Annotated in this window: 14 protein-coding genes; 7 read left to right on the top strand and 7 right to left on the bottom strand. The window is 44.8% G+C overall.

Annotated elements, in window-relative coordinates:
* Window positions 1-255: 255 nt before the first annotated feature.
* The 5 genes from NG821_RS06450 to NG821_RS06430 form a co-directional block, all read right to left on the bottom strand.
* Window positions 256-1635 carry an MATE family efflux transporter gene (locus NG821_RS06450; RefSeq protein WP_252760843.1) on the bottom strand — a complete coding sequence of 460 codons (1380 nt, stop codon included), beginning with the start codon at window positions 1633-1635 and terminating at the stop codon, window positions 256-258.
* A 137-nt stretch (window positions 1636-1772) separates the two neighbouring features.
* Window positions 1773-2147, bottom strand: coding sequence for a hypothetical protein (locus NG821_RS06445; protein ID WP_252760842.1), 375 nt, complete (start codon window positions 2145-2147; stop codon window positions 1773-1775).
* 47 nt (window positions 2148-2194) lie between these two features.
* Window positions 2195-4249, bottom strand: a complete 2055-nt coding sequence (locus NG821_RS06440) for an AAA domain-containing protein (protein ID WP_252760841.1) — start codon at window positions 4247-4249, stop codon at window positions 2195-2197.
* A gap of 173 nt (window positions 4250-4422) precedes the next feature.
* Window positions 4423-7059 (bottom strand): transglutaminase-like domain-containing protein, encoded by a 2637-nt coding sequence (locus NG821_RS06435; RefSeq protein WP_252760840.1) that lies wholly within the window; start codon window positions 7057-7059, stop codon window positions 4423-4425.
* 78 nt (window positions 7060-7137) lie between these two features.
* Complete coding sequence (locus NG821_RS06430; protein WP_252760839.1) at window positions 7138-7881, bottom strand: copper homeostasis protein CutC; 744 nt, start codon at window positions 7879-7881, stop codon at window positions 7138-7140.
* A 434-nt stretch (window positions 7882-8315) separates the two neighbouring features.
* On the opposite strand from NG821_RS06430, the gene NG821_RS06425 reads away from it, so the two are divergent.
* A complete protein-coding gene (locus NG821_RS06425; RefSeq protein WP_252760838.1) occupies window positions 8316-9116 on the top strand; it encodes an ABC transporter ATP-binding protein in 801 nt (266 codons plus the stop codon).
* Window positions 9117-9146: 30 nt separating this feature from the next.
* On the opposite strand, the gene NG821_RS06420 is transcribed toward NG821_RS06425, so the two are convergent.
* On the bottom strand, window positions 9147-10091 hold the full coding sequence (locus tag NG821_RS06420; protein ID WP_252760837.1) for a PfkB family carbohydrate kinase: 945 nt from the start codon (window positions 10089-10091) through the stop codon (window positions 9147-9149).
* Between the two features lie 216 nt (window positions 10092-10307).
* Between NG821_RS06420 and NG821_RS06415 the strand changes: the two genes are divergently transcribed.
* Both NG821_RS06415 and NG821_RS06410 read left to right on the top strand, forming a co-directional pair.
* Window positions 10308-11126: a pyridoxamine kinase gene (locus NG821_RS06415; protein WP_252760836.1), complete on the top strand. Its 819-nt coding sequence runs from the start codon at window positions 10308-10310 to the stop codon at window positions 11124-11126.
* A 203-nt stretch (window positions 11127-11329) separates the two neighbouring features.
* Window positions 11330-12988, top strand: a complete 1659-nt coding sequence (locus NG821_RS06410; protein ID WP_252760835.1) for a putative transporter — start codon at window positions 11330-11332, stop codon at window positions 12986-12988.
* Window positions 12989-12999: 11 nt separating this feature from the next.
* On the opposite strand, the gene NG821_RS06405 is transcribed toward NG821_RS06410, so the two are convergent.
* Entirely contained in the window at window positions 13000-14130 is a 1131-nt protein-coding gene (locus NG821_RS06405; RefSeq protein ID WP_252760834.1) for a hypothetical protein, read from the bottom strand.
* Between the two features lie 233 nt (window positions 14131-14363).
* Between NG821_RS06405 and mutY the strand changes: the two genes are divergently transcribed.
* Genes mutY through NG821_RS06385 form a run of 4 tightly spaced genes read left to right on the top strand, consistent with a single transcriptional unit; the run spans window position 14364 to window position 18499 of the window.
* Window positions 14364-15419, top strand: a complete 1056-nt coding sequence (gene mutY / locus NG821_RS06400; protein WP_252760833.1) for an A/G-specific adenine glycosylase — start codon at window positions 14364-14366, stop codon at window positions 15417-15419.
* 43 nt (window positions 15420-15462) lie between these two features.
* A complete protein-coding gene (locus NG821_RS06395; RefSeq protein WP_252760832.1) occupies window positions 15463-17052 on the top strand; it encodes an ArnT family glycosyltransferase in 1590 nt (529 codons plus the stop codon).
* 46 nt (window positions 17053-17098) lie between these two features.
* Entirely contained in the window at window positions 17099-17839 is a 741-nt protein-coding gene (locus NG821_RS06390) for a glycosyltransferase family 2 protein (RefSeq protein WP_252760831.1), read from the top strand.
* Entirely contained in the window at window positions 17840-18499 is a 660-nt protein-coding gene (locus NG821_RS06385) for a lipid-A-disaccharide synthase N-terminal domain-containing protein (RefSeq protein WP_252760830.1), read from the top strand. It begins immediately after the preceding gene.
* The last annotated feature ends 26 nt before the right edge of the window (window positions 18500-18525 follow it).

Genomic DNA, 18525 nt, shown 5'->3' with positions numbered 1-18525 from the left:
CGAAACTACGAAAACTTGTTTCTCGAATCTTGGGAAAGGGCTTTAATAGGTTTAACGAAAGGTATTCCTAGCTCTTTTTGAAAGGTATTTTCTTTTTGGAGGATGTTGACTGACAATATACGGATATGGAAAATATTTGACAGATAACCGTTTGCTTTTAGTCCTTTCTTGGCGATAACGAATCCGTATGTTTTCAGTTGATTTGTTCTGTCAACACAACATTATGATCTGCCACAACGATATATTGCTTGGGTTTCATTGAGCCTTGCCAGACAAGGGGGATTGTTTTTCCAAAGCCATTTTTTTCTTCAGATGATGGTAGAGCCATATATATCCCGGAATGAGGAACATATCAGCCATACACCAGGCCACCGGATCTCCGTAGCACACACCTAAGAATTTCAGTGCCGGGACCATCCAGATACTGACAATACAACGGGCGATCATTTCCATTACGCCACTCATCATAGACAGATTGGAATATCCCAGACCTTGGATCGAGTAGCGCAAGATCGTCAGAATTCCCAATGCCGGATAGAAGAAATTGGCTATTCTCATCAGCATGGCTGCATTGTTGATGACTGATGTCTCTCCGGACTTGACGAAAAGACTCATCATGTCATCAGCGAACGGATAGATAAGGAGGACCGTTATGACAAAATAGACCAGCATGATCTTTATGGCTGAGCGAACGCCTAAAGCTACACGACTGGTGTCTTTCGCTCCGATATTCTGTCCGCAATAGGTGGCCATGGCTACACCTATATTCTCAAAGACACAGGTGAAAAGATATTTGATTCGTATAGAGGCTGTGAAAGCAGCTACATAGATCGTACCTAATGCATTATTGGCACTTTGGAGCATGATGATGCCGATTCCTGTGATGGAAAACTGCAGTCCCATGGGTACACCGTTATTGAGGAGTATACTGATCCGTTTATTGTCGTACTGCCGTTCCTTCCCCTGAGGAATCAGGATACGGAGTTTTCTCTTGATATAGATGCAGCAAAGCAAGACGGCGAAAACCTGAGAGATCATTGTTGCCAGTCCGGCGCCGGCTACCCCCATTTTCAAGATGATGATCAAGATGATATCGAGTAATATGTTCAGGAACGAAGATAGGATCAGAAAGTAGAATGGTTCTTTAGAATTGCCGAGAGCACGGATGAACCCTGAAAAAAGATTGTAGGCGAAGATGAAGGGAATGGCAAGAAACTGTAACAGGAGAAAGATATAGGCATCGTGGAAAATGCCTATCGGAGTGTTGACAAGTTTCAGAAGCCGTGTACAGAAAATGCACGCCAGGAGAGTGATGACAATTGCCAGTACAACGCCGATACGAAGTGCGTTACCCACGTACGACCTCATCTTCGTATAGTCTTTGGCACCGAAGGACTGGGCTATAGGGATGGCAAATCCTGCACAACACCCATTGCAGAACCCTAATATCAGGAACATAATGGATGTTGAGGCTCCTACTGCAGCAAGCGCATTTACACCTATCCATCGCCCTACAATGGCTGCGTCGATGATGAGGTACATTTGCTGGAGAATGTATCCCAAAATAAGAGGTACAGCAAATCTCAGAATTCCCCTTGTGGGGGATCCGATGGTCATGTCATTCGTATTTGTCATGTTTCTGCTTCTTTGTACATTATCTTTGTTATCCTGTTTCGTAGTTTGTCTTGGAAGTATGACCGGCGTATCTTCTCTTGTGCCCGCCGGCTCAAAAGAGTTTGTCAAGTGATACGTCCGGTGGTCTTACCCCGTTTTCAGTTTTCCTGCAGTTGCCGGATATGAGCGAGTTTTTGTTTTCTCGTCATAGAGTAAGTGCTGCTATGGCTGTCAACATAATCCAAGAGTTTGAAGGCTTTGTCCAGTATCAGGTCACGCATAGGTTTACTTCCCATTTGATCACCTTCGTCATACCAGAGTTCTGCCAGCATTTCCAGTCTTTGGATGCGCTCTTCAGGCTTCCAATTGTCCTGTGCATAATCGAGAGCCTCGTCGATGGTCATATTCCTCAGCAGTTCATACGGCCCTACATAACGCTTGTACAACTCTTTGAGCATTGCATCTTTGTCTTCACCTTCGTTTTTCTCGAGAAAGGCTTGTACGGCGGCTTCAAATTCTCGGAGGATTCTCATAAAAAAGTCTCTTTCTAACATAGATTTTCGTTGATTGAAAGTTTGAATTATTCTTTTTTCGATTCTGTATCTGATGGCAGATCATCCGGAAGCCCTTCAGGGCTGTTTGGTTCGCCCTTTTCTGCCTCCACCAGAAAGTCCTTTACTGAAGGATCGGTTTCTCCGGTCTGATTGTGATCTGTCTTATTGATATCCTGGATGTAGTTCCACAATTTCAAATAGAAAGGATGTTTGGTCAATGTTGAGGCATCCCCGAGTATGACGAGTTTCATCCGCGCTCTGGTGATGGCGACATTCATCCGTCTCAAGTCATTGAGGAACCCTATCTGCTTATCTTCGTTTGACCGGACCATAGAGATCAGGATGATATCCCTTTCCTGCCCTTGGAACCCGTCTACAGTATTCACTGTAATAAGAGACCGATAAGGCTTGAAGAATGCCCGCTTGTGGATGAGTTTTCTGAGGTATTGCACCTGGGCACGATAAGGGGAAATGATCCCCGTATCTATTTCCTCATCAAGGATGCGCTGCTTTCCGATCTTTTCGAAATAGTTTTCCAGCGTGTTCAAGGTGAGTTCTGCCTCTGCCTTATTGATCCGTCCGAAAGAGGAACCTACAAACTCTTCGTGGAAGGGTTGCTCCGTCTCACTTTCTCCATTTGACTTATATTCCGGGTCAAGGCTGAAATCTTTGGTATCTATCCACATCATGGGATGATCGTAGTCCAGAATGCCACGTTGCCTGACTTGGGGGGCGCTGACCACTTGACCGTTATAGAACCACTCACTGGAAAAGTGCATGATCTGGTCATTCATCCTGTACTGGACCTTCAAAAGTGTTACGACCTCCGGTTTGTTCTTTACAATCCGTTCCATCAACGTCTTTCCGAGTCCGGCTTTGACGGCTGCCAAACTTTTGACCGTAGGGGGTAATTGACAGTGGTCTCCGGCAAAGATGACTCTGGTGCATTTGCGCATGGGAATCCAGCATGCCGCCTCTAAGGCTTGGGCAGCTTCATCGATGAACAACGTCGCATATTTCTGTCCTTCCAACAGATGATTGGCCGATCCGGTAAGTGTGCAGGCGATGACCCGCGCCTCACTGAACAGACGTGCGCGGATGCGGAGTTCCAGTTCGATGGCCTTGCTCTTTAACCGCTCCAACTTTTGGTGCTCACCTTTCTTGCGGTGTTGTCTTAATTCTCTTATATTTCTTCTGATAGCCCAAAGAGAGGGGTAGTCAGGGTCGTCTTCGAATCGCCGTTCGTAAGTGGAGGATAGCATGCGGTCAGTCACACGAGTGGGATTGCCTATGCGCAGGACGTTGATCCCTCTGTCATCGAGTTTTTCACAGATCCAGTCTACTGCCATATTACTTTGGGCACAGACCAGTACCTGATTTTCCCGCATCAGCGTGGCATTGATGGCTTCCACAAGAGTAGTGGTCTTTCCTGTTCCGGGAGGGCCGTGTACAACGGCAACATCCTTAGCCCATAGTACCTCGTTGACGGCTTTCTCCTGAGTGGGATTCAACCATGGAAATCGGGTCGGGGCAAAAGTGAATCGTCCTGCCTGCCGGTGAGTATAGAACAAGTCCCGGAGATAAGCCAGTCGGTTGTCCTTGGCATTGATCACCCTGTCTAAGGCATCGAACATCAGGCGATAACTGGTCTCGTCAAAGAAGAGTTGTACGCCCACGGGATTTGTGCAGGTCTGAATGCTGAGGATTTCCGTATCAGGAACGATGATAGCCATACGGTCACCCTCCACGAAACTCACGGTTCCGGTGAAATTGAAGTAGTGTATACTGTTCTTTTCTTTCGTTTTTGAAATACTGAACAGAACAACCGGTTTCCCGAATTCGAAATTGTGTTCGATGTCCTGTTCATTTGTGCGGAACACCTCTAACACCTTTTGATTCAAAGAATTATAATAGCTCTTCCCGATGGTCAGCGGATACCAGGCGTCACCACGTTTGATCTTGCGTTGTAAACCTGTTGCTTCTGTCTGTTTGCGGAAAGCTTCCTTTTCTTCGAAATATTCCATCTTCAGGAGCAGTTTCTGTCTTTGTAGCGCCTGAATCGGAGAATCTTGATCACTCATCTTGTCGCAAAGATACTGAAATTATTTTATTGGTGAACAGAGATGGCTTGTATTTCTTATTTAAAGAATGTTCCTTTGGTCAGATTAGCCTGTATATGCAAAATAATGTAAAAAGGGCAGGAAGAACAACTCATACGTTCTTCCTGCCTTTTTATACCTTTTGAAAGATCCGATTATAACTGATCTATGATGTTCTTGATCTGCTCTCCGAGTCCGATGGTGTATCCTTGTGATACGAATACGACACGATCAAAGGTGTCTGCAATAATGAAGATCGGCAACTGTGAACGATTGCTCAATTTCAAGTTGCTTACAATTTTATTGAGGATGCTGCCTTTGTTGTCTATGCCGAAGAACGTATTGGATGGAAGAGTGCCAAAATCTTTGGCTTTGAACTTATCTGCATCAGACTTGTTTTCGAACAGAAAGACGAATGGACGTTTCCATTGATTGAAGGTCTCCCGAATCTTGGCAATATCATGCAGGGCATGATTGGTAGGTTCCTGGCCTACTCCTAATATTCCCAGAACATAAAATCCTCTGCCGGTTTGGGATAAGATGGTCTTCGATGTACCGACTTTCTTGGTCTTAAGATCATAAGGAAGGTATTCCGACTCTGAACCGAAGGTCCCGATGACTGTTGCTTTGGATATATCTTGCCTGATATCAAGGGGCAGTTCTGTGGTCTCTCCGTCCTTGATATTGAATATTCTGTTTATTGCCAGTACACTGCCATTGGCTAGTCTTGTTCCGGTTGTGAGAAGATAAGTCCCGGCATCAAGTTGTACACCGTTTTTGAAAGTGTTCTCCCAACTTGTACCGCCTCCCATATCGACTTGCCCTTCGTCAAAATTAAGTAGTTGAGTGGTCCCCTTATCTATTTTACTGATGGTAAAATGGCTGTAATACATTGGGTTAGCCAAGATCTTAGTAGGTGTGTAATCTAATTTCAATGTTCCGGCAGGAGGAATGACGGGAGTTCCCGAATCGAAGTTGACATCGATCCATTTATTGTTCTTGAAATATTGGACTTTTGAAGTAACGGCATCTTTACGGGCCTGGATACCGAGGCTTCGAGCCACGTCTACAAAGAAAATATCCCGTGAGCGAGGATCCGTCATCCTGAATTTCATTGTGCCTACAGGTGTTTGTGCGATGGACAGGGCTTTCTTGTCAGGATTCATCCTGATATGCTCCTTTATCCAAGTTGCGAGTTTGGAAGGGTCCTTGATAAAGCTTCGTGTAGTCTTTTTATCAAATGCGTTCTCGAAATAGTGCTTGAAGGGAGCGATGATCATCTCATCCTCAACCCGTGGACAGAGTTCGTTGCTGGTGGCCGTGAAATTATCTTCAAGAATAGCGAGAGGCATATCCCTCAAATCCTTGTCACTTAAAGTCTTCAGTAGCGCAATAGCCCGGGGTAAGTTGTCTTGATGGCGAGCCAGGAAAGCCTCGATTGTTGCATGATTTCCTCTGGATTTGACCAGATATGGGGCAGCGTCTGAAGATATTTTACGCGCTTCATTTTCGTTGAGGAAAGTGGACGTATAGGCATTTCTGATGGAGTCTTCTCTGGCAGTCCTTTTTTTGTTGGCGAGGTCCATCTCTGGCGTCACTTCCGGTATGAGAGCGTGCTCAGGAGGCGGCACGATATTCAGAGAATCCTCAGGAAAAGCAGTTTGCTGAAGATCCTTCTGCCCATTACGACTCAATACAATATTTACCGTCCTGTCTTTTCCAAAGGAAGCTTTGGCGTAATTGTACATCCCGTCTTTTGAAGCCCATACGAGCATGTCACCCTTACCTGCAGTGAGGAAGGTGCTACCGTCAGCATCTGTGTATTTCGTTACGGCTGAATAGAATTCTGCATAGTTGTAGATCTTGAAATCGACGCGTGCATCTTTCACAGGTTTGCCGTTCACATCCACAATATGAAAATCGACGCGTGCCGTTGTCGCGTAGTTGTCGATCAGATTGATTTCTGTGATGTTATTCGTGCGGAGGACGACTTCCTCGGGTCCTTCGTAGTCTCCAAACGCACTCGTGTGAATGAGGAGGGCGCGTGAAGCTGGTGCATTGAACCACCCGAGATTGAGGACAGGCTGGGGCTCGCATGCTCCGAAGAAGTACCATTGGCCGTCAGCCCAAGCTTCGACCCAGGCATGGTTGTCATCCGTATGAGCCCAACGAGGAACATACACTTGGCGGGCTGGTATACCCACGGCTCGGAGTGCAGCTACGGCAAAGGTGCTCTCTTCTCCACAGCGCCCCGTTGCTGTTCGCATGGAGGCGAGAGGAGCGGAAGTCCGGGCGTCGGAAGGTTCATAGGTCATGTGTTCGTGACACCAGTGATTGACTTCCAAGATGGCATTGTACATGTTCATCCCTTCTATTCTGGGTTTCAATTGCTTGTAAAACACGGCACGTGAACTGTCCAGATTCTCATTGTTGACGCGGATCGGCAGAACGAAATGCCGAAACAGCAACTCCGGAACTTTATTCCCCCATGGCATTTCTTCTCTGGTCTTGAAACTGCACCTGACATTCTCCAAATAGAAAGAGACGGGGTAGTCTGTCAAGTCGGCAAGAGGCATATAGGCATAAAGGAACTGCAAGGCTTCTTTTTCCTGTGGGGTGGCATGCACATCGCTGAACCCGGGGATAGGTTTCCCGATGAGTTTCATCCTGTTGTCAAAAACCTGTACGACTTTATTGCGGTAAGCCGCATCTGTGATGAAATGGCTGTTTTCCTGCCCTTTTATCGTCATACAGAAGATGCTTAATAAGATAAGAGAAAAGATCTTTTTCATTAAAGATAAATCTAAAATTAATACTTATATATCCTTAGAATTGGAATTGGTTGAAGATTTGTATTGCGTTGCTTGAATTTACAGATTGTTGAAAAGTGCGTCAATGGTGCTCTTAACTCTATCTGGAGTCGTGGTCAGGAATTCTCCAAACTGTTGTGTCCAGATCTGCCCGTCTTTGCTATTATGTCCTGCCTTCCTGCGTGCGGAAAAATGGTATTCTGTGATTTTGGTGGAAGAATATATCCTCGCAATATTACTTTCATTTACTCCACAGCCAGCCATTATCTGTATCCTGTGATCTGCCTGTCGCTGAAAGGCTGCAAGTTCCTTTACGCCTTGGATAGCCGTAGGCTTTTGACCGGATGTCAATATACGGTTAAATCCCAGTTGGATAATATCCTCAATTGCCTGTTGAGGATTGGAACAGACGTCAAAAGCCCGATGGAAAGTGATGTTCATGCCCTTTGCATGTTCCACGAGACGGGCATTCAAGTCCTTGTCGATCGTCCCTTCAGGAGTCAGGCAACCGAAAACGACTCCGTCAGCACCAAGTTCTCTGGAAATATCTATATCTGCCATCATTCTTTCTGCCTCAAGAGGGCTATAGACGAAAGACCCGGCACGGGGGCGGATAATGACATGCAGAAGGGTATGAGTCAATACTTTCCGCGCGACAAGGATTTCTCCATAAGAGGGTGTTGTACCACCTTCCGGAATTCCTGCACAAAGTTCGACCCTGTCTGCTCCACCGTCTTGGGCTGCCATACAACTTTCGACACAGTTGGCACAAACTTCGAATTTGAAATGGTTTCGATCTATCATAGAGGCATTCTGTCTAGAACTTGTATACCTGTTTTAAGAAAAGTTCCTAAAAACATGACAAAGATAAGGATAAATTTTCAGAATTGAGAATCCTGTAAATGTTATTTTATCAAGTTATTCCCTTTCCTTGATAATGGAAGACTTTATTATTGGCAAAGGGCAAAAGAGATCGTTCTTTGCATCGGTATAAAGTCGAGAGTTTAACGGATATAAGTTGTGAAATTAGTGTCGGATGCTCTTAGATAAGGGGCTGATCAGAATTTGTAAGGGGAATGAGACTTCCGAATTCTGATAAAGATTTAAGAGCGGTTATAGACTTATGGACGTTATCGTTTCTGTAATTCTGATGATCGATAAAAAAGGTAATGACCGTCTGAGAAGAAAATACATGGTTTTTATTTTGTTCCTTTACCGGAGTTTCTTAATTTTGCAATATGGAGACATTGAGATTAGAAAACTTGAGTATTGGTTATACAGAACATAGAAAAGTCATCAAGACAGTCATGTCAGGACTCAATGCCACGTTGTACAGTGGACAACTCACTTGTCTGTTGGGAGCTAACGGCGTGGGCAAGTCTACGCTCCTTCGAACGCTTTCTGCTTTCCAACCTCCGATTTCCGGTCAGATCATGCTGGAAGGGCATCCTCTGTCGGGTTATTCTACACACCAACTTTCTCAGTTGGTCAGTATTGTCCTGACTGGGAGACCTCATGTGCGGAATATGACAGTCACTGAAATGGTAGGACAGGGGCGTTCTCCCTATACCGGTTTCTGGGGGCGGTTGACGTCGAAAGATGAAGAGGTTGTCGAACATGCCCTTTCGTTGACTGGTATTGCCGAATTGAAAAACCGGTTGATTCAGACATTAAGTGATGGTGAGAGGCAGAAGATGATGATTGCAAAGGCTTTGGCTCAGCAGACACCTGTCATTTTCCTGGATGAGCCGACGGCATTCCTGGATTTCCCAAGTAAAATAGAGATGTTGCTTCTCCTTCGCAGGTTGGCCCATGAAATGGATAAGACGGTCTTTCTGTCTACTCATGATTTTGAACTCGCTTTGCAGGTAGCAGACTTGCTTTGGCTCATGGACAGTGAACGGGGCTTGTCTGTAGGCACACCTCGGGAACTGGCAGATCGGGGAGATCTCAGTCGATATGTAGAGAGAAAAGGAATCGAATTTGACCGTTCAACGCTGAGGGTTACGGTTATGAAAGAAAAACCGAAAGAAAGATGATTTCTGTTTGATAGACGGGGTACAGAATATTTAAATTCTTCCTAAAACCTTTAGAATATCCTCTTCAGTGCCGTTGAAGGGACCGTTGTGTTCTAGTTTTAAAGTGCACATCGCAGCTGCGTATTTCCCTGCCTCGAGAGGGGACAAACCCTGCATCCTGCAATAGAGGTATCCTGCAGAATAGGTGTCCCCGCAACCGGTGGTGTCGACGACGCGCTTGGGAGGATAAGCTGGGATTTCATAGAATTGTCCGTCGGCATAGATGATGGACCCCAAACTGCCTAGAGTGATGCAGACTTCTTCCACCCCCCAGCGATGGAGTTCCAGAGCAGCTTCTCTCGTATCTTTCTTACCGCTGATCGTTACCATCTCGGTCTCGTTGACTTTCAGATAATAAGTATATTGCAGCACTTCTTTCTTTTCTTTCCAGTCAGTAGGGTAGACATCCTCACCTCGTACTTCCCGCAAATATCCTTGGGCATCGATAGATACCCTGCCTCTTTGTGCCAAGTATTGGACGAGTTGAATGGGGAAATCATCATGCAACAAACTCCCGAGGTGATAAACTCCAGCGTGGATGTCTTTCAGTTCGTCTATACTGAAAGGATCTGCCTTGGCCAGTAAGCGCTGGCGTCGGTCATTGGGATTAGCGCCATAAATATTTTCAAAGAAGACGGTATCGTGCGACGGGAAAAGTGTGACGTCGATGCCTGCCTGCCGCATCTTCTCAACCGGCTCTGCATCTTTCAAGTTCATGGCAGTGACTAATGAAAATCTCACCTTCTTGGGAAGTCTGTTCATGGCATAGGAGAAATAAAAAGAAGTTCCTCCAGCCATATAGACCGTATTCTCAGGAGTGATGATCTTGTCTTTAGTGATATGGCCGATACAACAGATTGTATCGGCTTTTGTCTGCTCATCTTGCTGAGAAATCCTATCCTTGTTGTTCTCGCCTTGGTTAGTTGCCTGGTTCATCTTTCTTTATTTAAATATTTTGCAAATGTACTTATATTTTCGCAAAAGACGGGTGGTCTGAGCTAATATTCTGTTTATACAGATACTTTTCGAGTCTTAGAATCGTCTTTATGGAAGGTAAAGGAGTTGATTTCTGGGTAATTTGACCGGAAAAAGTAAATAATTGACGTAGAATATTGATTTTTCATTAACTTTGCATAAAAAATAGAATTAGAAATGGATAAGAAACAGATTCTCCTCATCAATGATATTGCCGGTTACGGTAAAGTGGCAACAGCTGCAATGCTGCCCATCCTCTCTTATTTCGGTTATTCGACCTATAATCTTCCCACACTTATTGTGTCGAATACGCTGGACTATGGAAAATTCAATATGCTGGATACGACCGATTATATCAAAGGAGTCTTCCCTGTATGGAAAGAACTGGGGTTTCACTTCGATGCGATTGCCACGGGTCTTCTGGCAAGTGTCCGTCAGGCAGACTATATCAGCCGATATTGTAAAGAGCAGGCAAAATCGGGCACACCGGTTTTTGTCGATCCTATCATGGGGGATGAGGGGAAACTCTATAACGGTATGACGAAGGACTCTGTCCGGAGTATGAGAGAAATGTTGTCTGTAGCTGACCTTTGTTATCCTAACTATACAGAGGCTTGTATGCTGACAGACCGTCCTTATCAACCTGAAGGGGTAGACAAGGCGACTGCACGTACTTTGCTGAATCATCTGAGAAAACTTGGAACGCGTTCTGCCCTGATTACCAGTATTCCGGTAGACGGACAAACCTGTGTCTGTGGCTATAATGCCGATACGGAATCCTATTTCTTCCTCCCCTATACCGAAATCCCTGTCCATTTCCCTGGTACGGGAGACATCTTTTCTGCGGTATTGATCAGGTACGTCCTCGACGATCATACACTGGAGGAAAGTACCCAAAAAGCTATGGATGCAGTATGGAAACTCATAGACTTGAATAAAGACAATGTAGATAAGAATCATGGTATTCCTATAGAGCAATACCTGAATATCTTATAGTATGAAAATCACGATCTGATACGGTAATTGAGGTAAGTTGACGTTATGATGTGAACGTTTAAAAATAAAAGTTCTTTAGTGTTAAAAACACTTCTCTCATCTGAAACTACCTCGAATATTTAAACGTTTTTCAAGCAATTTGTTTGTAATTTACACAGATTGAAGTAATTTTGCAGACAACATAGGAAAATCATAGAAAAATCATGGATTGGCTCGCTGGGCTTTTTAAGATTCATTCAGATATTGAATCAGTTGTAGTTATCTCGCTGATTATTGCGGTAGGACTAGGATTGGGAAGACTCAAAGTGAAAGGTATTTCACTGGGGATTGCTTTCGTTTTCTTCTTCGGCATCTTTGTCGGTCATTTCGGTTTCAGCATTGACCATACGATACTCGTTTACTCTGAGACTTTCGGTCTGGGGCTTTTTGTCTACTGCCTCGGACTGCATGTCGGTCCCAACTTCTTCGGATCGTTACGCCATGAAGGGATGGGGCTGAATCTATGGAGTCTGGCTGTCATCCTTTTTGGGACGCTGTTTGCCTTGTGCCTTATTCCTTTTACAGGCGTCAAACTCCCGGATATGGTCGGTCTGCTATGCGGAGCTACCACCAATACTCCTGCTCTGGGAGCTGCCACGCAGGCAATGGCTCATTTAGGACTCCCCTCAGGTACTTTGGCTCTGGCAACTGCCGTAACTTATCCTTTAGGTGTTTTGGGTGTTATTATTGTCATGGTACTGATGAGAAAAGTCTTTGTCAAACCTCGGGATCTGGAGGTGAAACCATTGACCGAAGACGATGAAACCTATATTGCCCAGTTTGTTGTGGTCAACCCTGCCCTTGAAGGCAAGACCATTGCGGATCTGACTCACATGACCCACTTGAAATTCATTGTATCCAGGCTATGGCGAAGCAATAAGGTCATTATCCCGGAACCGGATACGGTGCTGCATATCAACGATAATGTGATGATCGTGACGACTAAGGATGATGAGGAGTCCCTAGTTCTTCTTTTCGGCAAACTGAAGAAGAACTGGAATGAAGATAAGGTCAATTGGAATGCCATTGACGCAAATATCGAGAGCAGGGTTTTGGTCGTGTCCAGGACAGTCCTCAACGGAAAGCATCTGGGACAACTCCATCTGAGGGATACTTATGATGTCAATGTTAGCCGTGTGATCAGGGGTGATGTCAAACTCTTGGCGACCAGTGATTTGAGACTGCAATATGGGGATCGGGTGACAGTGGTCGGCACTCATGACGCAATAGACAATGTAGAGAAATTCTTCGGAAATTCCGTCAAGACTTTGAATGAGCCTAATCTGGGCAGTATTTTCATCGGACTTATCCTTGGTTTGGCACTAGGTACGATACCGATTCATATCCCAGGTATGGAAAGTCCGATCAGATTGGGTATTGCCGGTGGACCTATTATTATGGGTATTGTCGTGGGCGCTTTGGGACCTCAAATGCATTTCATTTCTTATACGACACGTTCGGCATCGCTGATGATGAGAAAATTCGGGTTGAGTATTTACCTGGCCTGTCTGGGATTGGATGCAGGAAAAGATTTCTTTGCCACAGTCATGAGACCTGAAGGTGTGATCTGGGTAGTCATCGGCTTCTTTATTACAGTTATACCTTGTCTTTTGATCGGTCTCATCGCTCTGAAAACAAAGAAATACGACTTTGGAACGATTTGCGGAATCTTATGTGGGAGCATGGCCAATCCAATGGCTTTAGGTTATGCCAATGATACATTGAAAGGTGATTCTCCCAGTGTGTCCTATGCTTCAGTTTATCCGTTGGGAATGTTTGTCCGAGTCATTATAGCCCAGATTCTGATTATGTTTTTCGTATAAGTACTTTCCCGCTATCTATTGAGTCCGCTTTGTTCGGATGGGAGTAAATACCAGAGAATGGGGCGGCATTTGTTTTCACATGCCGGATAATAGTGTAAGTGTTTCCTGATTTTTCCTTTGGGAGATTTTCCCCACCAGAACATAGCCATGCTGATAGGGCGCAAGTGGTGGAGGTTGGCATATTGCAGTAATCTGGGTTCACAACATTCCCCACAACCGGAAGGTGGATAAATATCGTTCAAGAGCGTTTCTCTCCCCGATGAATTCGGCCGGAATGAAGGATGAGACAGAATGTAATGTCTTCTGTAAATCTCCAATAGGTTATGGAATTCCCCATGTGAATCACACAGTTTAAAGTGATTGAACAGCCATTGCTGCAAAGCATCACTTTTGGCTTTCCTCTGAAACTTCAGATTCGTTATCCTCATGCGGTATTGGTCGAGCGCAAATTTTTTGTTGTCCAAATAAGTTGCATACAGTCTTTTGGTACGATGGACCTCCGCTTTCAGAAACTGACTTTCATGGATCAATTCTTTTTCCTCACTTTGACTCAAAGTTTGTTCAGCCCTTTTCTTATCTCTCTGCAACTTGAAAGTTTTCATGATCTCTTTCTTCTCATTGACCGCATCTTCAGACTCCCTTTTCAATAGGTTATAAGCGGTCAATTGGTTGTGGTATCGTTCAGAATGTTCCATTTGATCGATGTGACGATTGATACTCGTTATTTCCGACTCCTTTTTCTTAAAATAGCCTTTTGGCTGTAGATAGTCGAAAATGGCAGGGACGAAACCTTCCCAGTCGCTCCGTCCGCAAATCTGCCCACCATAGCCGACAAGATACCCCAAGTCCCTTAGAGAGTCTTGGACAACAAGGACACCGAACATCTTCCCTTGTGAGATTTCAGCCTTAAAAGCATCGGGTACTTCCGATGAAATCAGAAATTCTTGTACTTCTTTAGCCGCAATCAGACAAAGTGGATGAGGCTTGTAATGGAAAGGATCATTTAGTTTGTCAGGCAGAGGAAGGTCCGTGTTGATGGGGTGGAAGATGGTATGCGGACCCATGGAGAGAGACCTCCCGTTCTCTTTAGAGATCGTTTGATCGGGTTGAATCTGATTGTCCGGCAATATTTGATTTGTCATATCACTATTATTTGTGTGTTTGAAGAGATTCTTCATGTTCCGTCTTGGATGGAAATAGATCTCCTTCTAGAAAGTATAGAGTTGGTTGGCAATTTTCTGGTATCGAGTCGTCCTCTTTCTTAATGGGAAATGATATAGACTCGGAATCTTTGCAATTTATACCTTTTGGTGCAAAAATACAGAAAACTTTTTATATTCATTTATTTTTGTCGTATCTTTGCACAATAAATAATATGAATGACTCTTTTGTGCCTGCACTGTTGAGATGGTTTGATACGAATGGCAGGGATCTCCCATGGCGTCATACACATGATCCATATGCGATTTGGCTGAGTGAAGTGATTCTCCAGCAGACTCAGGTCGTGCAAGGACAAGCATATTGGGAACGCTTTCTGAAGACTTTTCCTACGGTACAGGATTTGGCAGCAGCCAGTGAAGATAAAGTCCTCCTCCTTTGGGAAGGGCTGGGATATTACAGTAGAGCACGCAATCTGTATAAAGCGGCACGGCAAATTGTCTCTTTGGGCCATTTCCCGACAACACCTGAAGAGTTGGAGAAATTGAAAGGAATCGGTCCTTATACGGCGGCGGCAGTGGCGTCTTTCGCTTTCGGTGTACCAGTGGCGGCCGTAGACGGGAATGCCTATCGGGTGCTCTCCCGTTTGATGGGCATTGATACACCGATCAATTCGACAGAGGGAAAGAAACTCTTTTCCCAGTTGGCGCAGTCATTTGTACCGGAGGATCGACCAGGTGACTTTAATCAGGCAATGATGGATTTCGGTGCAACACATTGTACACCGAAGGCTCCACAATGTACCACATGTCCTTTTATCGAAACTTGTATTGCTTTCCATACGCATAGAGTTGGCATGCTGCCTGTGAAATTGAAGAAGACTAAAATCCAGACCATTCGGTTTGCCTATTTCTATCTGCGTTGCGGTGGGGAGGTCGCCATTCATCGTCGGGAAAAGGGTATCTGGCAGGGGCTATGGGAACCCTTGTGGATAGAGAAAAAGGCGGATTCACCGCTAGATCCGATATTGGAGAAGATAGAGGAAAAGCCGGTGTTGCTCCGGCAAAGCGTAAAACACGTGTTGACGCATCGTGTCCTTTATGCTGATTTCTATTTGCTGGAGTTGACCGTGAAACCGGAATTGCCGGAAGGCTATATTTGGATTAAGGAATCGGAATTGGGAGAGTATGCCTTGCCCCGGCTTGTAGAGATATTGGTTGATGAAGTCCGGCAGTATACTGCCAGTGAGATCTCCAAAGAATCTACAGAATAAGGAAGTAAATTCGCAATTTAAGAATAAACAAATTAGAAGTAAGATGAAATCAAGAAATACGGTCCTCTTTGCTCTCTTGATTATCCTGAGCGTTACTACATTCTTTATCAATCGTGGAGCTCTGCCTACCGATATTATGGAGTCCCGTAACATCGTGACTGCCCGTGAGATGGTCTCTGACGGCAACTGGCTCGTACCCACGATGAACGGAGAACTGCGGTTGGAAAAACCGCCTTTGCCTACTTGGGTAGCAGGGGCTGTGGAAATGATTGCACCGGGAAGCCTTTCGGCCCAGCGCTTTGCCCCCGCAGTGATGGGTCTTATCTGGACTTTGTTTCTTTTCCTGACGGCAAGGTATCTTACAAGAAGAGATGATTTTGCAGTCAATACAGTACTGGTCTTCATTACTTTGTACAATGTCGTGCTCATGGGACGGTCTGCGACATGGGATATCTACTGTCATGCCTTTATGATGGGAGCCATCTACTTCCTGATGCGGGGATTTTACGATGATGACCATGGTTTCTATGAAGAAGATAGAGGCTTTTATGATTCTGGGTTAGTTCACCAGCATAAATGGCGGTGGTTCTTGTTGGCAGGACTTTTCATGGGGCTTTCCTTTGAGAGTAAAGGACCGGTTTCCCTCTATGCCTTACTCTTACCTTTTATCCTAGTCGTCATCTGTCTCAGACGTCCTCATATGAAAGGCAAATGGGGGCCGTTGATCGTAGCTATTTTGATCACTCTTGTCCTAGGCGGATGGTGGTATGCCTATTTGCTGACTTACCATTCAGAAGCTGTAGAATACGTTATCCATAAAGAATCTTCTGCCTGGTCCGGGCATAATGTCCGTCCTTGGTATTATTACTGGCGCTTTTTCCTGGAAGGCGGACTCTGGGCACCGTTTATATTGCTCTCTTTGGCTGTTCCTTTCTGGCAGAAGCGATTGGAACAACCGCGGAAATATTTTTTCGTTGTCCTATGGATGCTGCTCCAACTTGTTCTACTCTCCTGCATGCCGGAGAAGAAGATGCGCTATTTGCTGCCTATGGCACCTACGATAGCCATGTCTGTAGCATTTGTCTTGATGTGGCTGGAGACAGAAAGCCGGCATAAGAACTTGACCAAAGGATTTGTCTGGACTTATGCGGCCCTTTTCTTTATCGCGGAATTGTTCTTCCTGCAGCCTGTCGGAAAGATGTTTGGCAACCCGGAAGCACATAGCATCAATGCCGTATCGCAGATCAGTACCCTCAAGCATGTTCCCTTCTATCACAATGCAAAAGAGCCGTTGAGAATAGAACTTGTCTATGAGGCAAATCGGAAGATCTTGCCAATGAATTTAAGCGATTCCATCGAGGTCATGTCCTCACTTCCTCTCGCCGTCGTCTCGCAAAAGCCGATTGCTCAGGAGATGCCTGTCTCCATTCTGAAACATTTGGATGTCGTCAAGATAGGGTATTATGATGATAATAAGCATCCGAAAAAGGATAGACATTACAGTAGCGCCTTCCTCAATTATGTGACCTTGTTGAAGAAGAAAATGGATACGACTCCCAAGAAAGCCATCAACCCTCCTGTAACCGGAAAGAAGGGACGGTCGATTTTACATTCGGCATACCCCCGAAAATGAAAACAAGAACTATGAATATACTAAAATAAAGGAACAAAACAGTGATATGAATAATACAAGGGATTATGATTTCACGATTATCATGCCTGTTTATAACGAGGAAGATAATCTGGACAGAGTTGAGAAGTCTTTGAAGGCCTATCTGCCGACAGCCCCGATGAAAACCTGTCTGCTTTTGATCAATGACGGATCCAAAGATCACAGTCTAGAGAAAATAAAGGCGATATGTGCCCGCAATAAGGATTTCTATTTTATCTCCTCAAATGATAATCACGGTTTGAGTACTGCGATGAAATCGGGTATAGATACTGTTGAGAGTAAATATATCGGTTATATTGATTCTGATTTGCAGACAGATCCGGAGGACTTCAACCTCTTGTTGCAATTTGTGGCTGATTACCAACTTGTCTCCGGTATCAGGGCCCATCGCAAAGATACCTTTTTCAAGAATCTGCAATCTAAAATTGCCAATGGCTTCCGGCGGAAGATGACCGGCGATACAGCTACAGATACCGGTTGCCCGTTGAAAGTGATGTGGACAGCTTATGCCAAGCGCCTGCCTTTCTTTGACGGTATGCATCGTTTCCTCCCAGCCTTGATGATGTTGGAGCAGGGAAAGTTCAAGGAAGTACCAGTCAGGCATTATCCCCGTGTGGCAGGAGTTTCGAAATACCATCTGTGGAATCGGCTGAAAGGTCCCTTTGTCGATTGCTTTGCTTATCGGTGGATGAAAAAACGATATATCCGTTATCATATAGACGAACAAAACCTTTATAAAAAAGCCTGAATGCAAATATCTCCACTTTTTGTTTATGCCATCGGCTTCATCGCCCAAGGCTTCTTCTCTGCCCGGATGCTTATCCAATGGATTCTGTCAGAACGCGCAAAGAAAGTCGTGTCACCCGATCTTTATTGGATTTGTGGTCTGGTAGGGAGCATCCTACTGTTTATTTATGGTTGGATGCGGGATGACTTCGCCATTATCTTAGGTCAATTGATATCCTTTTACATTTATATTTGGAATCTGGACATCAAGAAAGTATGGCAGAGGATTCCTCTGCTGTTCAGGATTGTGATAGGAGCGTTGCCTTTGGTCGCCATTTGCTTCATGCTTTCCGATGTGCCTCACTTTCTCTCCAGTTTCCTGCATAATAAAGCCGTTTCATTGCCACTTTTGATCTGGGGATCGGTCGGTCAGATTATATTTACACTGAGATTTGTTTACCAATGGTTTTATTCTTATCATCGTCATGAATCCATTCTACCCATAGGTTTTTGGGTGATCAGTTTAATAGGAAGTTCCATTATCGTCAGCTATGGTGTCTTCAGATGGGATCCGGTTTTGATACTGGGACAGTCTGTGGGGTTCTTGACATATATTAGAAATATTGTCCTGTTCCATAAAGAGCAGAAACAAGAAAAACGAATTGAAGATCATCTGTCTTAAAGTTGTGCTCCTGACGACTGAGTCAA

Source organism: Segatella cerevisiae (assembly GCF_024054555.1).
Lineage (GTDB): Bacteria > Bacteroidota > Bacteroidia > Bacteroidales > Bacteroidaceae > Prevotella > Prevotella cerevisiae.
The sequence above is the reverse complement of the archived record's forward strand: the minus strand, read 5'-3'. Positions and strand labels throughout refer to the sequence as shown.

Coding starts and splice junctions, on each gene's coding strand:
- NG821_RS06450 (WP_252760843.1), bottom strand. CDS start 1,635: ATGACAAATACGAATGACATGACCATCGGATCCCCCACAAGGGGAATT.
- NG821_RS06445 (WP_252760842.1), bottom strand. CDS start 2,147: ATGAGAATCCTCCGAGAATTTGAAGCCGCCGTACAAGCCTTTCTCGAG.
- NG821_RS06440 (WP_252760841.1), bottom strand. CDS start 4,249: ATGAGTGATCAAGATTCTCCGATTCAGGCGCTACAAAGACAGAAACTG.
- NG821_RS06435 (WP_252760840.1), bottom strand. CDS start 7,059: ATGAAAAAGATCTTTTCTCTTATCTTATTAAGCATCTTCTGTATGACG.
- NG821_RS06430 (WP_252760839.1), bottom strand. CDS start 7,881: ATGATAGATCGAAACCATTTCAAATTCGAAGTTTGTGCCAACTGTGTC.
- NG821_RS06425 (WP_252760838.1), top strand. CDS start 8,316: ATGGAGACATTGAGATTAGAAAACTTGAGTATTGGTTATACAGAACAT.
- NG821_RS06420 (WP_252760837.1), bottom strand. CDS start 10,091: ATGAACCAGGCAACTAACCAAGGCGAGAACAACAAGGATAGGATTTCT.
- NG821_RS06415 (WP_252760836.1), top strand. CDS start 10,308: ATGGATAAGAAACAGATTCTCCTCATCAATGATATTGCCGGTTACGGT.
- NG821_RS06410 (WP_252760835.1), top strand. CDS start 11,330: ATGGATTGGCTCGCTGGGCTTTTTAAGATTCATTCAGATATTGAATCA.
- NG821_RS06405 (WP_252760834.1), bottom strand. CDS start 14,130: ATGACAAATCAAATATTGCCGGACAATCAGATTCAACCCGATCAAACG.
- mutY (WP_252760833.1), top strand. CDS start 14,364: ATGAATGACTCTTTTGTGCCTGCACTGTTGAGATGGTTTGATACGAAT.
- NG821_RS06395 (WP_252760832.1), top strand. CDS start 15,463: ATGAAATCAAGAAATACGGTCCTCTTTGCTCTCTTGATTATCCTGAGC.
- NG821_RS06390 (WP_252760831.1), top strand. CDS start 17,099: ATGAATAATACAAGGGATTATGATTTCACGATTATCATGCCTGTTTAT.
- NG821_RS06385 (WP_252760830.1), top strand. CDS start 17,840: ATGCAAATATCTCCACTTTTTGTTTATGCCATCGGCTTCATCGCCCAA.